We start from the raw sequence: 15,834 nt of genomic DNA on the forward strand, positions 1-15,834 counted from the left end.
CATGGTTTAACTGAACAGGCGTTCCAGCTCCACGCCGGGGTCCGGTGCGCGCATGAACGCTTCGCCCACGAGGAAGCTGTGGATGTGCGCATCGCGCATGCGTTGCACGTCGGCCGTGCTGTGGATGCCCGATTCAGTGATGATCAATTTGTCCTGCGGGATGCGCGGCAAGAGATTGATGGTCGTGTCGAGCGACGTCTCGAACGTGCGCAGGTTGCGGTTGTTGATGCCGATCAGCGCACTCTTGAGTTTCAATGCCGCCGTCAGTTCTTCGCCGTCGTGGCTTTCGATCAGCACGCCCATGCCCAGTTCGTGGGCGCACGCTTCCATCTCGGCCATCAGGCCATGGTCGAGCGCCGCGACGATCAGGAGGATGCAGTCGGCGCCCATGGCGCGCGCTTCATAGATCTGGTACATGTCGACCATGAAATCCTTGCGCAGCACGGGAATGGCGCAGGCGGCGCGCGCCTGCTGCAGATAATCCACGGATCCCTGGAAGAACTGTTCGTCCGTCAGCACGGACAGGCAGGCCGCGCCATGCGCCGCATAGCTGGCGGCGATGTCTGCCGGACGGAAGTCGGCGCGGATCACGCCTTTCGACGGTGACGCCTTTTTGACTTCGGCGATGATGCCGGGCTTGCCGGCGGCGATGTGCTGGCGCAGGCTCGCTTCAAAGCCGCGCAGGCCGGCACGCAGGGCGCTGTCGCTTTCCACGTCGCCGCGCAGGCTGGCCAGGCTGCGGCGGGCTTTGGCCTTGGCCACTTCATCGGCTTTCACGGCCAGGATTTTATCGAGTATGTCGGACATGATGGTCGCTATTCTATCAAGGAGGGCGGAGAGCTTACGCTTGCGGCGGGGTACCCAGCTGCTGCGTCACGCGCACGAATTGGTCGAGTTTCGCCAGCGCGGCGCCCGAACTGACGGCGGTGCGCGCACGCGCCAGGCCGTCTTCGATCGAGCTGGCCACGCCGGCCGCGTACAACGCCGTGCCCGCATTCAGAGCCACGATGTCGGCGGCGGCACCAGGCTCGCCGCGCAGCGCTTCCATCATCTTCGCTTTCGATTCGATGGAATCGGCCACCTTCAGATTGCGGCTGGCGATCATCGACATGCCGAAGTCTTCGGGATGGATTTCATATTCGCGGATCTCGCCGTTGATCAATTCGCCCACCATGGTGGCCGCGCCCAGCGACACTTCATCCATATTGTCGCGGCCATACACGACGATCGCATGCTGTGCGCCCAGGCGCTGCAGCACACGCACCTGGATGCCGACCAGGTCGGCGTGGAACACGCCCATCAGGATGTTCGGCGCGCCGGCGGGATTGGTCAGCGGACCGAGGATATTGAAGATCGTGCGCACGCCCAGCTCTTTGCGCACGGGCGCCGCATGCTTCATGGCCGCGTGGTGGTTCGGCGCATACATGAAGCCGATGCCCGTTTGCGCGATCGACTGGGCGATCTGCTCGGGCTGCAGGTTGATGTTGACGCCCAAGGAATCGAGTACGTCGGCGCTGCCGGACGAGGACGACACGCTGCGCCCGCCATGCTTGGCCACGCGCGCGCCGGCCGCCGCCGCCACGAACATCGAGGCGGTGGAAATATTGAACGTGTGCGCGCCGTCGCCGCCCGTGCCGACGATGTCGAGCAGGTTGGTGGTGTCGGCCATGGGCACCTTGGTGGAAAACTCGCGCATCACTTGCGCGGCGGCGGCGATTTCGCCGATGGTTTCCTTTTTCACGCGCAAGCCCATGGTGAGGGCCGCGATCATGGTGGGCGACATTTCGCCGGACATGATCTGGCGGAACAGGTACAGCATTTCGTCGTGAAAGATTTCGCGGTGTTCGATGCAGCGCAGCAGAGCTTCTTGTGGGGTGATCGGCATGATGCTTCCTTCTTCAATGATGGCGCAGGAGGACACTGATGGCACGCCGGGGCGTGCGCATGGAATCAGCGCTCGAGGAAATTCTTCAGCAGGGCGTGGCCGTGCTCCGAGAGGATCGATTCAGGGTGGAATTGCACGCCCTCGATATCGTATTCCCGGTGGCGCACGCCCATGATTTCGCCGTCGTCCGTCCACGCCGTCACTTCCAGACAGGAAGGCAGCGAGGCGCGTTCGATCGCCAAAGAGTGGTAGCGGATCACTGTGAAGGGGCTGGGAATGTCCTTGAAGACGCCCACGCCCGTATGCGCGATGAGGGAAGTTTTGCCATGCATGACCTGCTTGGCGCGGATGACCTTGCCGCCAAACGCATCGCCGATGGCCTGGTGGCCCAGGCATACGCCCAGTATCGGCTTCTTGCCGGCGAAGTGTTTCAGTACTTCCACCGAAATGCCCGCCTGTGCCGGCGCTTTCGGGCCGGGCGAGATGCAGATGCGGTCCGGGTTCAGCGCCTCGATCTGTGCGATCGTGATTTCATCGTTGCGGTAGACCCGCACGTCTTCGCCCAGTTCACCGAAATACTGCACGATGTTGTAGGTGAAGGAGTCGTAGTTGTCGATCATTAGCAGCATCTTAAAACCCTCCATCCAGGCCATCTTGCACTTGTTCGGCGGCACGCAGTACGGCGCGCGCCTTGTTTTCAGTTTCCTGCCATTCCATTTCGGGGATGGAGTCGGCCACGATGCCGGCCGCGGCCTGCACATACAGCATGCCGTCCTTGACCACGCCCGTGCGGATGGCGATCGCCACGTCCATTTCGCCGCCAAACGACAGGTAGCCGCAGGCGCCGCCATAGATGCCGCGCTTGGTGATTTCCAGTTCGTCGATCACTTCCATGGCGCGCACTTTCGGCGCGCCCGTCAGGGTGCCGGCGGGGAAGGTCGCGCGCAGCACGTCCAGGTTCGACAGGCCCTCCTTGAGGGTGCCTTCCACGTTCGAGACGATGTGCTGCACATGCGAATACTTTTCGATGACCATGCGGTCGGTGACTTGCACGCTGCCCGTTTCCGCGATGCGGCCGATGTCGTTGCGCGCCAGGTCGATCAGCATCACGTGCTCGGCGATCTCTTTCGGATCGGCCAGCAGCTCGGCCGACAGCTCGGCGTCACGCTCGGGCGTGGCGCCGCGCGGACGCGTGCCGGCGATCGGGCGCAAGGTGACTTTCTTGCCGCCATCGGCCGTCGTTTCGTTGCGCACCAAAATCTCGGGCGAGGCGCCGATGATCTGCATGTCGCCGAAATTATAGAAGTACATATACGGCGATGGATTGAGCGAACGCAAGGCGCGGTACAGGGTCAGCGGCGAATCGACATATGGCTTGCGGATGCGCTGGCCGATCTGCACCTGCATCAGGTCGCCCGCCATCACATATTCATGCGCCTTGGCGACCGCCTTCAGGTAGTCTTCCTTGGAAAAATCGCGGATGGTTTCCGTGCGCACGGAAGCGCTGGTGACGGGCGCATCGACACCGCGGCGCAGCATCATGCGCAAGTCCTTCAGGCGCTGCTGTGCTTTCGAAAACGATTCGGGCTGCGTCGTGTCGGCGTAGACGATCAGGTAGAGTTTACCGGACAGGTTGTCGATGACGGCCAGTTCTTCCGTCACCATCAGCTGGATGTCGGGCAGCTTCAAGTCATCTTTCGGCGCGCCGCCGGCCAGCTTTTTCTCGATGTGGCGCACGGTGTCGTAGCCGAAGTAGCCGGCCAGGCCGCCGCAGAAGCGCGGCATGCCGGGGCGCAGGGCGACCTTGAAGCGCGACTGGAATTGTTCGATGAAGTCGAGCGGATTGCCTTCGTGTTCTTCGATCACGCTGCCGTTCTTGACGATTTCGGTGCGTCTGCCGTAGCTGCGCAACACGGTCGTGGCGGGCAAGCCGATGAAGGAGTAGCGGCCGAAGCGTTCGCCGCCGACGACGGATTCGAGCAGGAAGGTGTTCTTGCCGCCGTGTTGGGCCTGTGCCAGTTTCAGGTACAGGGTGAGCGGGGTTTCCAGGTCGGCGAACGCTTCCGCGATCAGGGGGATGCGGTTGTAGCCTTGCTGGCCCAGCGATTTGAATTCGAGTTCGGTCATGTTTCTCTCCATGCCGTCAGGGTATGAGTGTGCATAGTGCACAAACCCTGCGGTGGGTTATCAAAAAACTTGCCGGTACATGGAACTTGCGCAAGAGGCGCAAAGGACGCGTATGCAGCCGGCAGCAATCGTAACGGCTCGGCCCTTAGGCCTGCCAGGATTGCCAGCGTCGCCAAAGCCAGGCCTCAATCGAGCCGGTTTGGGTGACATTGTGTTTTTTGATGAGAAACGTGTTCACGATATGGTGTTGGGTTTGGTCAGTATGCCGCTTAGTTTTGCATGCCAATAAAACGTGCTGCTTCGAGCAGTGTCTTTACTATACCATCGGAATCGGTATCGTGTATAGAGTGTCCGTGATTGTAGCCATACGGTACCGTCAATACGGGGCAAGCCGCAGCCCTGGCCGCTTGCGCGTCATTCGAGGAGTCGCCGATGGCCACCACTTTGGCGGGCGCCAGGTCGAAGTCCACGCACACTTGCAGCAGCGGCAGCGGATCCGGTTTCTTCCTTGGCAGCGAATCGCCGCCGTAGACGATCTCGAAATACTGGTCGAGGTTTTTCAGTTTCAGCAGGGGCAGGGCAAAGGCGATCGGCTTGTTGGTGACGCAGGCCAGGCGCAGGCCCGCCGCCTTCATGGCCGCCAGCCCCGCTTCCACGTCCGGATACAGGGTGCTGAACTGGCCGTTGATGGCCAGGTAGTGGCGCTGGTAACCGTCCATCGCCTGCTCGAAATGCTGTTCCACGCCGGCCGCGTCGAAGTCGAGCGCCAGCACGGTGCGGATCAGGTTTTCCGAGCCCTTGCCCACCATCCGCTTGATGGCCTCGGCGCTGATTGGGGGCAAATCCAGTTCGGCGCGCATGCCGTTGATGGCGACATGAAAATCGGGCACGGTGTCGAGCATCGTGCCATCGAGGTCGATGATGGCGGCGCGCACGCCGGCCAGTACGTGGTCTTTCACCGTGCCCGCTTGCATCAGGCGCCCTTGACGGATGCCAGCTCGGCGCGCATGGCGTCGATGACGGCCTTGTAGTCGGGCTTGCCGAAGATGGCCGAGCCGGCGACGAAGGTGTCGGCGCCTGCTGCTGCTGCTGCGGCGATGTTGTCGATCTTGATGCCGCCATCGACTTCCAGCATGATGTCACGGCCCGATTCGTCGATCATGCGGCGCGCTTCGGCGATCTTCTTCAGCGCCTGCGGAATGAAGGACTGGCCGCCGAAGCCCGGGTTGACCGACATGATCAGGATGATGTCGATCTTGTCCATCACGTGTTCCAGGTAGTGCAGCGGCGTGCCCGGGTTGAAGACCAGGCCCGATTTGCAGCCATTGTCGCGGATCAGCTGCAAGGAACGGTCGACGTGATCCGACGCTTCCGGGTGAAAGGTGATGATGTTCGCGCCAGCCTTGGCGAAATCCGGGATAATGCGATCGACAGGCTTGACCATCAGATGCACGTCGATGGGCACTTGCACGTGCGGGCGGATTGCTTCGCACACCAGCGGGCCGATGGTCAGGTTCGGCACATAATGGTTATCCATCACGTCGAAGTGGATGATGTCGGCGCCGGCGGTAACGACGTTGCGCACTTCCTCGCCGAGGCGGGCAAAGTCGGCGGACAGGATGCTGGGAGCGATACGGAATGTTGTCATGGTGGCTAAAGGCTGAGAGTAGAAAATGCGAAGATGCGCTATTTTACGCTTGACGCCGGTACCATGCTTCATTGAAGGACCGTGAAACACAGAATACGCATCGCGTGATGGTCAATGCGTCGCGCGCGACACACAATACGACTAATACGACTGGCAATGTCTGAATAGGAATGACGATGGCGACTTATGAATTTACGGTAACGGTCAAGACGCAATATCTGCCCGAACAATCGGCACCGGACCAGGGGCGGCACGTGTTCAGTTACACGATCCGCGTCGTCAATACGGGCACGGCTGGCGCGCAACTGATTTCGCGCCACTGGCTTATTACGGATGCGAACAACAAGGTGGAAGAGGTGCGCGGTCTGGGCGCCGTCGGCCACCAGCCGCTGCTGCAGCCGGGCGAGCAGTTCGAATACACGAGCGGCACCATGCTGGGCACGCCGCAAGGCTCGATGCGCGGCGAATACTTTTGCGTGGCAGAAGACGGCCATCAGTTCGAAGCTTTGATTCCCGAGTTCGTGCTGTCGGTGCCGCGCACCCTGCATTGACGCAACGCCGGGGGGCTTGGCCCCTTATTTCAGTTTTTCGGTGCTGTCCTGTTCTTCGCTGAGTTGCTGGCGTGCCGGTGGCGCGGGTTTTTTACCCGAATACATGGTCCACCAGACTATAAATGCCAGCAAGAAGAACGCCACCAGCGCCTCTATCATCAAGATCCACATACGCACCCCTATGTTATTTACCCGCAGCTTAGTATTTACCCGCCGTCTGTTGACACGCGGTAGTCTACCCGTTTCCATCGGCGCCGTCGCGCTCGCGCTGTCCGCCTGTACCACGCCATCGGCGCCACCGGCCGCCGCCGGCGGCAAGGCGCCGCCCATCGCGCCGACCGTCGTCAGGCCCGTGCCCGCCAAGCCGGCCGACGCCAAGGATGCCGCGGATGTGGCAGCGCCCACCTTTGTGCCCGCCAAGTTCGCCGCCTTGCCTGGCTGGGCCCGCGACGACATGCGCGCCGCCTGGCCAGCCTTCATGGCTTCGTGCGGCGTGCTGGTCAAGCGTCCGGACTGGAAGGAATCGTGCACGATCGCGCGCCAGGTGAATGCCGACAGCGACAAGGCCATCCGTCTGTTCTTCGAGACCTTCTTTGTGCCCAATCAAGTCATTACGGCCGATGGTGCCAGCACGGGCCTCGTCACCGGCTACTACGAGCCGCTGCTGCACGGCGCGCGCAAGCGCGGCGGTCCATACCAGACGCCGCTGTACAAGGTGCCTGACGACCTGGTCTCGGTCGACTTGGCCGGCGTGTATCCGGAACTGAAGAACATGCGCCTGCGGGGCAAGCTGGTCGGCAAGAAGGTGATCCCGTACGCGACCCGTGCCGACATCGAGCGCGCCACGTCCGTCACGGGCAAGGAATTGCTGTGGGTGGATGACGAAGTCGAGGCGTTCTTCCTGCAAGTGCAGGGTTCCGGGCGCGTGCAGCTGACCGATACGCAGGAAACCGTGCGCGTGGCATATGCGGATCAAAACGGCCACCCCTACAAGTCGATTGGCCGCTACCTGGTCGACAAGGGCGAGCTGACCCTGAGCCAGGCGTCCGCGCAAGGCATCAAGGCGTGGATCGCCGGCCACCCGACGCGCAAGGATGAATTGTTCAACGCTAACCCCAGCTATGTCTTCTTCAAGGAAGAGCGTTTGCCCGATCCGAAAGTGGGGCCGAAGGGCGCGCTGGGCGTGCCGTTGACGCCGCAGCGCTCGGTGGCCGTCGATTCGCGCTTCCTGCCGCTGGGCGCGCCCGTGTTTTTGTCCACCACGCAAGCCAATAGCGAGATTCCCATGCAGCGCCTGGTGATGGCGCAGGATACGGGCGGCGCCATTCGCGGGCCGATCCGTGTCGATTACTTCTTTGGTTTTGGCGCGGAAGCGGCCGAGAATGCGGGCCGCATGAAGCAGAGCGGCGCCGTGTGGGTGTTGTTGCCGAAGCAGGCGCCGGCGCGCTGAGTTTCTCGCGGCGCCGGGCAGTTCGTGGTGTGACTTAGCGCAAGACCATCACTGGCAAGTGAGTATGCGCCAGCACTTTTTGCGTTTCGCTGCCCACGAACAGCTTGTTCAAGCCCTTGCGGCCATGCGAGGCCATCAGGATGATGTCGCAATGATAGGTTTGCGCCGCATTGACGATTTCGTCGTGCGGGCTCGGTGACACTGCCACCACGCCTTCGAAAGGCACGCCGGCGGCGCGCGCCGCTTCGCCGATCTTGTCGATGGCGCGTTGCGAAGCTTCCTGCATCTGCTGTTCATACAGGCTGGCGTCGAGCACGATGCCGCCGTCGGCCATCGGCGAGAACGGGAAAGGCTGCACCACGCTGATGGCGACCAGCTTGGCCTTGTTCAATTGGGCGAAGGCGAGGGCGGTCTCGGCGGCTTTGTCGGACAACGGCGAGCCGTCGGTGGGAAATAAGATGGTGTTAAACATGGCGTGCTCCTCAAGTGATGTAAGACAGCTTATGGATTTACATCAATTAAAACCTTGATGTAAATCAAACCTCACATGCTTTGGCATGAATAGTGTCGCCAAGGCAATCTTTCATCAGTGTATGCCCGTTCCTCGCTTCAGGTGCGCACGCCACGCAGCGGTGTGCCCCACACCATGGCGACCGTCAACGCAATGCTGCCTGCCGCGATGCAGGCCAGGCCATTGCGCACGCCAAAATGTTCCGCTACCCAGCCGGCGGCCAGCGCGCCCAGCGGCGCCGTCGCCACCGTCAGGAAGCGCATGGTCGATGTCATGCGGCCCAGCATGGGATCGGGCGTGACTTTCTGGCGCAAGCCCAGGTAGGGAATAAAGAACAGCATCACGCCGCAATCGAAAAAGAACATCAATATGGCATAGGCGACGGCGCTGGCCGCCGCGCTGCCGAACAGCGCGGCGGGAATCGTTGGCGTCAGGGCAAAGCAGAGCGAGGTCGAAGCCAGGCCGATCAGGATGGTGCGGCCAGCGCCGTAGCGCTTCGTCAGCGGCTTGACGATGAAGGCGCTGAGCAAGACGCCGGCGCCGCCGAGCATCTGCGTCATGCCCAGCACGCCAGGGCTCATGCCCAGGTCGCGTGTGGCGAACAGCACCGTCAAGGCCATGCTGGCGTAAAACAGGAAGTGCCAGATGCCGGCGCCCCAGGCAAGCGCGCGCAGCAGCGGCTCGCGCCAGACGAACAGCAAGCCGTCGGCGATGTCGCGCAAGGCGTGCTTGTCAGAGGGGGCCGGCCGTGGGTCGCGCACGCTCATGGCGCGCAGATTGAAGACGGAAACCAGATAGCCGCAAGCCGTGCACAGGATGGCGACGGGCGCCGACAGCATTTGCACCAGCACGCCGGCCAGGCCGGGGCCGATCAGGCGCGAAGCCGATTCGGTGGCGGCAAATTTCGACTGCGCATCGATCAAGCCATCGCGGCCCACGAGGAAAGTCAGAAACACCTGTTCGGCGCCGCCGCCGACGACGAAGCCCGTGCCGATGATGAATCCCACTATATATAACCATGGCATCGACAGCACGCCGCACCAGTAGGCCACGGCCACGCTGGCCAGGGCCAGGCCGGACATGCTTTCGCTGAACAGCATGATCGGGTGCTTGCTGCGCCGGTCCAGCAGCACGCCGACAGGCAAACCGAACAGGGCGAACGGCAGCGCCTGTAGCGCGACCAGTACACCCATCTGTTCCGGCGTCGCATGCAGCAGCAGTACCGCGCAAAGGGGCAGGGCCAGTGAAGTGATCTGGGCGCCGAAGCAATTGAGGCCGTTGCTGAACCACAGGCGGCGGAAATTGACGCTGGCGTCGCTGCCGTCGCCGCGCAGATAGCGGGTGCAGTACTGGAAGAAGGAGGAGAAAATACGCTGCTCGATAAAGGTGATCGGACTCACAATAATAGCAGCGCACCTGCCGCGCCGCTGCCGTTAGCCGCTACAATCGTTGCACCGTTCATCGAGAGGAGACACTATGCAATACGAAGACCTGATCATCGACATCCAGGACAAAGTGGCGGTCATCCGCCTGAACCGTCCCAAGGCCTTGAATGCCTTGAACGACAACATGATGAATGAGCTGGGCCACGCCTTGCTGAAATTCGACGCGGACGAGAATATCGGCTGCATCGTGCTCACGGGTAGCGAAAAAGCCTTTGCCGCCGGCGCTGACATCGCCGCCATGGCTGATTACACGTATCCCGACACCTTTACCCAGGGTTACATCAGCCGCAACTGGGAGCATATCTTGCGCGTGCGCAAACCGGTGGTGGGCGCGGTGGCCGGCTATGCGCTCGGTGGCGGCTGCGAACTGGCCATGATGTGCGATTTCCTGATTGCCGCCGACAGCGCCAAATTCGGCCAGCCGGAAATCAAGGTTGGCGTCACGCCGGGCGCGGGCGGTACGCAGCGCCTGCCGCGCGCCATCGGCAAGGCCAAGGCCATGGATCTGCTGCTGACGGCACGCACCATCGATGCCGCCGAGGCGGAACGCATCGGCCTGGTGTCGCGCGTGGTGCCGACCGATAAATTGCTGGAAGAAACCCTGGCTGCTGCCAAGACCATCGCCGCCATGCCGACCTCGGTGGCCATGATGATCAAGGATTGCGTCAACCGCGCCTTTGAAACGACCTTGACCGATGGCGTCGCCTACGAGCGCCGCTTGTTCCAGGCCGCCTTCGGTACGCCTGCACAAAAAGAAGGCATGCACGCTTTCCTGGAAAAGCGCTTGCCAAACTTCGACGGTCTTTGATATGATTCGCCTCCCCGATGAGACGCACTAGTTTGCGGCACAAAAGGGGCGGCCTTCCGGGGCTGGGTAGTAAAAAAGAAGGTTGACGAATTAGCCGAAACGCTTCATACTCTTCCTTCTTCGCAGCTGACAAACACAACGCTTTGTCAATAGCGCGAAAGCAGTAATCGAATACAGTTCTTTAAAAATTAACAGTCGATAAGTGTGGGCATTTGATGTCAGTGCAGCAGTGATCTTCGGATCGCTGTAAAACTTAAAATATCAAATGTTCACAAGAAATAATGAAATAGGATACTTCTTCGGAAGTAGCCTGTCAGTTTTTTGAGTGAGCGACCCGTCAGCAATGACGGTGCCAATAAAATGGCAAAGTAACAGAGATTAAACTGAAGAGTTTGATCCTGGCTCAGATTGAACGCTGGCGGCATGCCTTACACATGCAAGTCGAACGGCAGCACGGAGCTTGCTCTGGTGGCGAGTGGCGAACGGGTGAGTAATATATCGGAACGTACCCTGGAGTGGGGGATAACGTAGCGAAAGTTACGCTAATACCGCATACGATCTACGGATGAAAGTGGGGGATCGCAAGACCTCATGCTCGTGGAGCGGCCGATATCTGATTAGCTAGTTGGTAGGGTAAAAGCCTACCAAGGCATCGATCAGTAGCTGGTCTGAGAGGACGACCAGCCACACTGGAACTGAGACACGGTCCAGACTCCTACGGGAGGCAGCAGTGGGGAATTTTGGACAATGGGCGAAAGCCTGATCCAGCAATGCCGCGTGAGTGAAGAAGGCCTTCGGGTTGTAAAGCTCTTTTGTCAGGGAAGAAACGGTGAGAGCTAATATCTCTTGCTAATGACGGTACCTGAAGAATAAGCACCGGCTAACTACGTGCCAGCAGCCGCGGTAATACGTAGGGTGCAAGCGTTAATCGGAATTACTGGGCGTAAAGCGTGCGCAGGCGGTTTTGTAAGTCTGATGTGAAATCCCCGGGCTCAACCTGGGAATTGCATTGGAGACTGCAAGGCTAGAATCTGGCAGAGGGGGGTAGAATTCCACGTGTAGCAGTGAAATGCGTAGATATGTGGAGGAACACCGATGGCGAAGGCAGCCCCCTGGGTCAAGATTGACGCTCATGCACGAAAGCGTGGGGAGCAAACAGGATTAGATACCCTGGTAGTCCACGCCCTAAACGATGTCTACTAGTTGTCGGGTCTTAATTGACTTGGTAACGCAGCTAACGCGTGAAGTAGACCGCCTGGGGAGTACGGTCGCAAGATTAAAACTCAAAGGAATTGACGGGGACCCGCACAAGCGGTGGATGATGTGGATTAATTCGATGCAACGCGAAAAACCTTACCTACCCTTGACATGGCTGGAATCCCCGAGAGATCGGGGAGTGCTCGAAAGAGAACCAGTACACAGGTGCTGCATGGCTGTCGTCAGCTCGTGTCGTGAGATGTTGGGTTAAGTCCCGCAACGAGCGCAACCCTTGTCATTAGTTGCTACGAAAGGGCACTCTAATGAGACTGCCGGTGACAAACCGGAGGAAGGTGGGGATGACGTCAAGTCCTCATGGCCCTTATGGGTAGGGCTTCACACGTCATACAATGGTACATACAGAGCGCCGCCAACCCGCGAGGGGGAGCTAATCGCAGAAAGTGTATCGTAGTCCGGATTGTAGTCTGCAACTCGACTGCATGAAGTTGGAATCGCTAGTAATCGCGGATCAGCATGTCGCGGTGAATACGTTCCCGGGTCTTGTACACACCGCCCGTCACACCATGGGAGCGGGTTTTACCAGAAGTAGGTAGCTTAACCGCAAGGAGGGCGCTTACCACGGTAGGATTCGTGACTGGGGTGAAGTCGTAACAAGGTAGCCGTATCGGAAGGTGCGGCTGGATCACCTCCTTTCTAGAGTTTGCACGAACCAGTTAAATGGTTCACGCATCAAATGTTCACACTTATCGGCTGTTAATAAAGAAGAACAGCATTTGGGGCTGTAGCTCAGCTGGTTAGAGCACCGTGTTGATAACGCGGGGGTCGTTGGTTCGAGCCCAACCAGCCCTACCAGTTTCTGTAGTCTGGAAATACCCTAGGGGGATTAGCTCAGCTGGGAGAGCACCTGCTTTGCAAGCAGGGGGTCGTCGGTTCGATCCCGTCATCCTCCACCAAGTACTTTGAAAGTGCAAACGTAAGCCAGTCATCAAGACTTGGGTTTAGGTTTGATCTTTTAGCGATCAAAGCTGTTTCGTTCTTTAACAATCTGGAAGAAGTAAAGATTATTTATTGATCAAGTCTATGCGTGCAGCAATGCATGAGGCGACTTGATGGGTAATGATTGTATGTATCAACAAACAAGCAACAACGTTGTACTTTCTTATCCCTGTAGCGCTCTTTGATCACCTCGGTGATCAGAGGCTAACGTTATAGGGACAAGCGAATAAGTGCACATGGTGGATGCCTTGGCGATTACAGGCGATGAAGGACGTAGTAGCTTGCGATAAGCTGCGGGGAGTGAGCAAACACACTTTGATCCGCAGATTTCCGAATGGGGCAACCCACCCTTTTAGGGTATTGCATACTGAATACATAGGTATGCAAGGCGAACGCGGCGAACTGAAACATCTAAGTAGCTGCAGGAAAAGAAATCAACCGAGATTCCCAAAGTAGCGGCGAGCGAAATGGGAAGAGCCTGTACGTGATAGTCGGACCGATAACAGAATCCTCTGGAAATAGGAGCCATAGCGGGTGATAGCCCCGTATGTGAAATCGGACCGGTGGTACTAAGCGTACGACAAGTAGGGCGGGACACGTGACATCCTGTCTGAATATGGGGGGACCATCCTCCAAGGCTAAATACTCGTAATCGACCGATAGTGAACCAGTACCGTGAGGGAAAGGCGAAAAGAACCCCGGAAGGGGAGTGAAATAGATCCTGAAACCGTGTGCATACAAACAGTAGGAGCGGACTTGTTCCGTGACTGCGTACCTTTTGTATAATGGGTCAGCGACTTACATTCAGTGGCAAGGTTAACCGAATAGGGAAGCCGTAGAGAAATCGAGTCCGAATAGGGCGATCAGTCGCTGGGTGTAGACCCGAAACCAAGTGATCTACTCATGGCCAGGATGAAGGTGCGGTAACACGCCCTGGAGGTCCGAACCCACTAATGTTGAAAAATTAGGGGATGAGCTGTGGGTAGGGGTGAAAGGCTAAACAAACTTGGAAATAGCTGGTTCTCTCCGAAAACTATTTAGGTAGTGCCTCAAGTATCACCATCGGGGGTAGAGCACTGTTATGGCTAGGGGGTCATTGCGACTTACCAAACCATTGCAAACTCCGAATACCGATGAGTGCGAGCTTGGGAGACAGACGTCGGGTGCTAACGTCCGGCGTCAAGAGGGAAACAACCCAGACCGCCAGCTAAGGTCCCAAAGATTGGCTAAGTGGAAAACGAAGTGGGAAGGCTAAAACAGTCAGGATGTTGGCTTAGAAGCAGCCATCATTTAAAGAAAGCGTAATAGCTCACTGATCGAGTCGTCCTGCGCGGAAGATGTAACGGGGCTAAGCCAGTCACCGAAGCTGCGGATATTGTTCTGTGATTTATCACAGATATATATGGTAGGAGAGCGTTCTGTAAGCCTGCGAAGGTGTCTTGTAAAGGATGCTGGAGGTATCAGAAGTGCGAATGCTGACATGAGTAGCGATAATGGGGGTGAAAAGCCTCCACGCCGTAAGCCCAAGGTTTCCTGTTCAACGTTCATCGGAGCAGGGTGAGTCGGCCCCTAAGGCGAGGCAGAGATGCGTAGCTGATGGGAAGCAGGTTAATATTCCTGCACCGTCGTATGATGCGATGGGGGGACGGATCGCGGAAGGTTGTCTGACTGTTGGAATAGTCAGTTTCTGTCTCATAGAAGGCGCTTAGGCAAATCCGGGCGCAGGATTCAAGGGGATGGGACGAGTGAATTTATTCACGAAGCAATCGGAAGTGGTTCCAAGAAAAGCCTCTAAGCTTCAGTCATACGAGACCGTACCGCAAACCGACACAGGTGGGCGAGATGAGTATTCTAAGGCGCTTGAGAGAACTCGGGAGAAGGAACTCGGCAAATTGGTACCGTAACTTCGGGAAAAGGTACGCCCCGGTAGCTTGATTGGTTTACTCCATGAGGGTGAAAGGGTTGCAATAAACTGGTGGCTGCGACTGTTTAATAAAAACACAGCACTCTGCAAACACGAAAGTGGACGTATAGGGTGTGACGCCTGCCCGGTGCTGGAAGATTAAATGATGGGGTGCAAGCTCTTGATTGAAGTCCCAGTAAACGGCGGCCGTAACTATAACGGTCCTAAGGTAGCGAAATTCCTTGTCGGGTAAGTTCCGACCTGCACGAATGGCGTAACGATGGCCACACTGTCTCCTCCCGAGACTCAGCGAAGTTGAAATGTTTGTGATGATGCAATCTACCCGCGGCTAGACGGAAAGACCCCATGAACCTTTACTGTAGCTTTGCATTGGACTTTGAACCAATCTGTGTAGGATAGGTGGGAGGCTTTGAAGCGGGGACGCTAGTTCTCGTGGAGCCAACCTTGAAATACCACCCTGGTTTGTTTGAGGTTCTAACCTTGGTCCGTTATCCGGATCGGGGACAGTGCATGGTAGGCAGTTTGACTGGGGCGGTCTCCTCCTAAAGTGTAACGGAGGAGTTCGAAGGTACGCTAGATACGGTCGGACATCGTGTTGATAGTGCAATGGCATAAGCGTGCTTAACTGCGAGACTGACAAGTCGAGCAGGTACGAAAGTAGGACATAGTGATCCGGTGGTTCTGTATGGAAGGGCCATCGCTCAACGGATAAAAGGTACTCTGGGGATAACAGGCTGATTCCTCCCAAGAGTTCATATCGACGGGGGAGTTTGGCACCTCGATGTCGGCTCATCACATCCTGGGGCTGTAGCCGGTCCCAAGGGTATGGCTGTTCGCCATTTAAAGTGGTACGTGAGCTGGGTTTAAAACGTCGTGAGACAGTTTGGTCCCTATCTGCCGTGGGCGTTGGAAATTTGAAGGGGGCTGCTCCTAGTACGAGAGGACCGGAGTGGACGAACCTCTGGTGTACCGGTTGTCACGCCAGTGGCATTGCCGGGTAGCTAAGTTCGGAAGAGATAACCGCTGAAAGCATCTAAGCGGGAAACTTGCCTTGAGATGAGATTTCCCAGAGCCTTGAGCTCTTTGAAGGGTCGTTCGAGACCAGGACGTTGATAGGCTGGGTGTGGAAGTGCAGTAATGCATTAAGCTAACCAGTACTAATTGCCCGTACGGCTTGTCCCTATAACCTTAGCAGGTACAGAGGATAAGACGGTACAACGTTGCGTGTGTGTTGATACACCAATTCATTACCCCCAATCTTTGCTTCTTCC

The 15,834-nt window shown here is 58.1% G+C and carries 12 protein-coding genes, 2 tRNA genes and 2 rRNA genes; 7 read left to right on the plus strand and 9 right to left on the minus strand.

The features are described 5' to 3' along the window. Nucleotides 1-6: 6 nt before the first annotated feature. The 6 genes from trpC to rpe all read right to left on the minus strand — a co-directional run bounded on the left by trpC (nucleotide 7) and on the right by rpe (nucleotide 5,660). Nucleotides 7-807 carry an indole-3-glycerol phosphate synthase TrpC gene (gene trpC / locus JAB4_RS04750; RefSeq protein WP_070223789.1) on the minus strand — a complete coding sequence of 267 codons (801 nt, stop codon included), beginning with the start codon at nucleotides 805-807 and terminating at the stop codon, nucleotides 7-9. A gap of 34 nt (nucleotides 808-841) precedes the next feature. After that, complete coding sequence (trpD, locus tag JAB4_RS04755; RefSeq protein ID WP_070223787.1) at nucleotides 842-1,885, minus strand: anthranilate phosphoribosyltransferase; 1,044 nt, start codon at nucleotides 1,883-1,885, stop codon at nucleotides 842-844. A 65-nt stretch (nucleotides 1,886-1,950) separates the two neighbouring features. Continuing rightward, a complete protein-coding gene (locus tag JAB4_RS04760; RefSeq protein ID WP_070223786.1) occupies nucleotides 1,951-2,514 on the minus strand; it encodes an aminodeoxychorismate/anthranilate synthase component II in 564 nt (187 codons plus the stop codon). 1 nt (nucleotide 2,515) lies between these two features. After that, the gene (gene trpE / locus JAB4_RS04765; protein WP_070223785.1) at nucleotides 2,516-4,012 is read right to left on the minus strand and encodes an anthranilate synthase component I; all 1,497 of its coding nucleotides are present in this window, start codon (nucleotides 4,010-4,012) and stop codon (nucleotides 2,516-2,518) included. Between the two features lie 269 nt (nucleotides 4,013-4,281). After that, nucleotides 4,282-4,986 carry a phosphoglycolate phosphatase gene (locus JAB4_RS04770; RefSeq protein ID WP_070223783.1) on the minus strand — a complete coding sequence of 235 codons (705 nt, stop codon included), beginning with the start codon at nucleotides 4,984-4,986 and terminating at the stop codon, nucleotides 4,282-4,284. Beyond that, nucleotides 4,986-5,660, minus strand: a complete 675-nt coding sequence (rpe, locus tag JAB4_RS04775) for a ribulose-phosphate 3-epimerase (RefSeq protein ID WP_070223781.1) — start codon at nucleotides 5,658-5,660, stop codon at nucleotides 4,986-4,988. Before rpe ends, JAB4_RS04770 begins: the two co-directional genes overlap by 1 nt. A 176-nt stretch (nucleotides 5,661-5,836) precedes the next feature. Between rpe and apaG the strand changes: the two genes are divergently transcribed. Then, nucleotides 5,837-6,211, plus strand: a complete 375-nt coding sequence (gene apaG, locus JAB4_RS04780) for a Co2+/Mg2+ efflux protein ApaG (protein WP_070223779.1) — start codon at nucleotides 5,837-5,839, stop codon at nucleotides 6,209-6,211. Nucleotides 6,212-6,235: 24 nt separating this feature from the next. Here apaG and JAB4_RS04785 read toward each other — a convergent pair whose 3' ends face one another. Beyond that, nucleotides 6,236-6,382, minus strand: a complete 147-nt coding sequence (locus JAB4_RS04785; RefSeq protein WP_175444843.1) for a hypothetical protein — start codon at nucleotides 6,380-6,382, stop codon at nucleotides 6,236-6,238. 283 nt (nucleotides 6,383-6,665) lie between these two features. Between JAB4_RS04785 and JAB4_RS04790 the strand changes: the two genes are divergently transcribed. Further along, entirely contained in the window at nucleotides 6,666-7,661 is a 996-nt protein-coding gene (locus JAB4_RS04790) for a murein transglycosylase A (protein WP_227742165.1), read from the plus strand. Between the two features lie 34 nt (nucleotides 7,662-7,695). Here the strand turns inward: JAB4_RS04790 and JAB4_RS04795 are convergent, their stop codons facing one another. Together JAB4_RS04795 and JAB4_RS04800 are read right to left on the minus strand one after the other, a co-directional pair. Then, nucleotides 7,696-8,133: a universal stress protein gene (locus tag JAB4_RS04795; protein WP_034753546.1), complete on the minus strand. Its 438-nt coding sequence runs from the start codon at nucleotides 8,131-8,133 to the stop codon at nucleotides 7,696-7,698. Nucleotides 8,134-8,270: 137 nt separating this feature from the next. Then, nucleotides 8,271-9,572 (minus strand): MFS transporter, encoded by a 1,302-nt coding sequence (locus tag JAB4_RS04800; RefSeq protein WP_070223777.1) that lies wholly within the window; start codon nucleotides 9,570-9,572, stop codon nucleotides 8,271-8,273. A gap of 76 nt (nucleotides 9,573-9,648) precedes the next feature. Here JAB4_RS04800 and JAB4_RS04805 point away from each other — a divergent pair, with 76 nt between their 5' ends. From JAB4_RS04805 to JAB4_RS04825, 5 genes are all read left to right on the plus strand, one after another. After that, nucleotides 9,649-10,425, plus strand: a complete 777-nt coding sequence (locus JAB4_RS04805) for an enoyl-CoA hydratase (RefSeq protein ID WP_070223775.1) — start codon at nucleotides 9,649-9,651, stop codon at nucleotides 10,423-10,425. Between the two features lie 380 nt (nucleotides 10,426-10,805). After that, nucleotides 10,806-12,336, plus strand: a 16S ribosomal RNA gene (locus tag JAB4_RS04810). Between the two features lie 82 nt (nucleotides 12,337-12,418). Next, nucleotides 12,419-12,495: transfer RNA gene (locus tag JAB4_RS04815), tRNA-Ile, on the plus strand. 25 nt (nucleotides 12,496-12,520) lie between these two features. After that, nucleotides 12,521-12,596, plus strand: a tRNA-Ala gene (locus JAB4_RS04820). 259 nt (nucleotides 12,597-12,855) lie between these two features. Next, nucleotides 12,856-15,745, plus strand: a 23S ribosomal RNA gene (locus tag JAB4_RS04825). Together the 16S and 23S rRNA genes with 2 tRNA genes alongside form the textbook arrangement of a ribosomal RNA operon. The last annotated feature ends 89 nt before the right edge of the window (nucleotides 15,746-15,834 follow it).

This window comes from Janthinobacterium sp. HH102 (assembly GCF_001758625.2).
Taxonomy (GTDB): Bacteria; Pseudomonadota; Gammaproteobacteria; order Burkholderiales; family Burkholderiaceae_D; genus Janthinobacterium.

Coding starts and splice junctions, on each gene's coding strand:
- trpE (WP_070223785.1), bottom strand. CDS start 4,012: ATGACCGAACTCGAATTCAAATCGCTGGGCCAGCAAGGCTACAACCGC.
- JAB4_RS04770 (WP_070223783.1), bottom strand. CDS start 4,986: ATGCAAGCGGGCACGGTGAAAGACCACGTACTGGCCGGCGTGCGCGCC.
- trpC (WP_070223789.1), bottom strand. CDS start 807: ATGTCCGACATACTCGATAAAATCCTGGCCGTGAAAGCCGATGAAGTG.
- JAB4_RS04795 (WP_034753546.1), bottom strand. CDS start 8,133: ATGTTTAACACCATCTTATTTCCCACCGACGGCTCGCCGTTGTCCGAC.
- JAB4_RS04785 (WP_175444843.1), bottom strand. CDS start 6,382: ATGTGGATCTTGATGATAGAGGCGCTGGTGGCGTTCTTCTTGCTGGCA.
- trpD (WP_070223787.1), bottom strand. CDS start 1,885: ATGCCGATCACCCCACAAGAAGCTCTGCTGCGCTGCATCGAACACCGC.
- JAB4_RS04805 (WP_070223775.1), top strand. CDS start 9,649: ATGCAATACGAAGACCTGATCATCGACATCCAGGACAAAGTGGCGGTC.
- JAB4_RS04790 (WP_227742165.1), top strand. CDS start 6,666: ATGCGCGCCGCCTGGCCAGCCTTCATGGCTTCGTGCGGCGTGCTGGTC.
- rpe (WP_070223781.1), bottom strand. CDS start 5,660: ATGACAACATTCCGTATCGCTCCCAGCATCCTGTCCGCCGACTTTGCC.
- apaG (WP_070223779.1), top strand. CDS start 5,837: ATGGCGACTTATGAATTTACGGTAACGGTCAAGACGCAATATCTGCCC.
- JAB4_RS04760 (WP_070223786.1), bottom strand. CDS start 2,514: ATGCTGCTAATGATCGACAACTACGACTCCTTCACCTACAACATCGTG.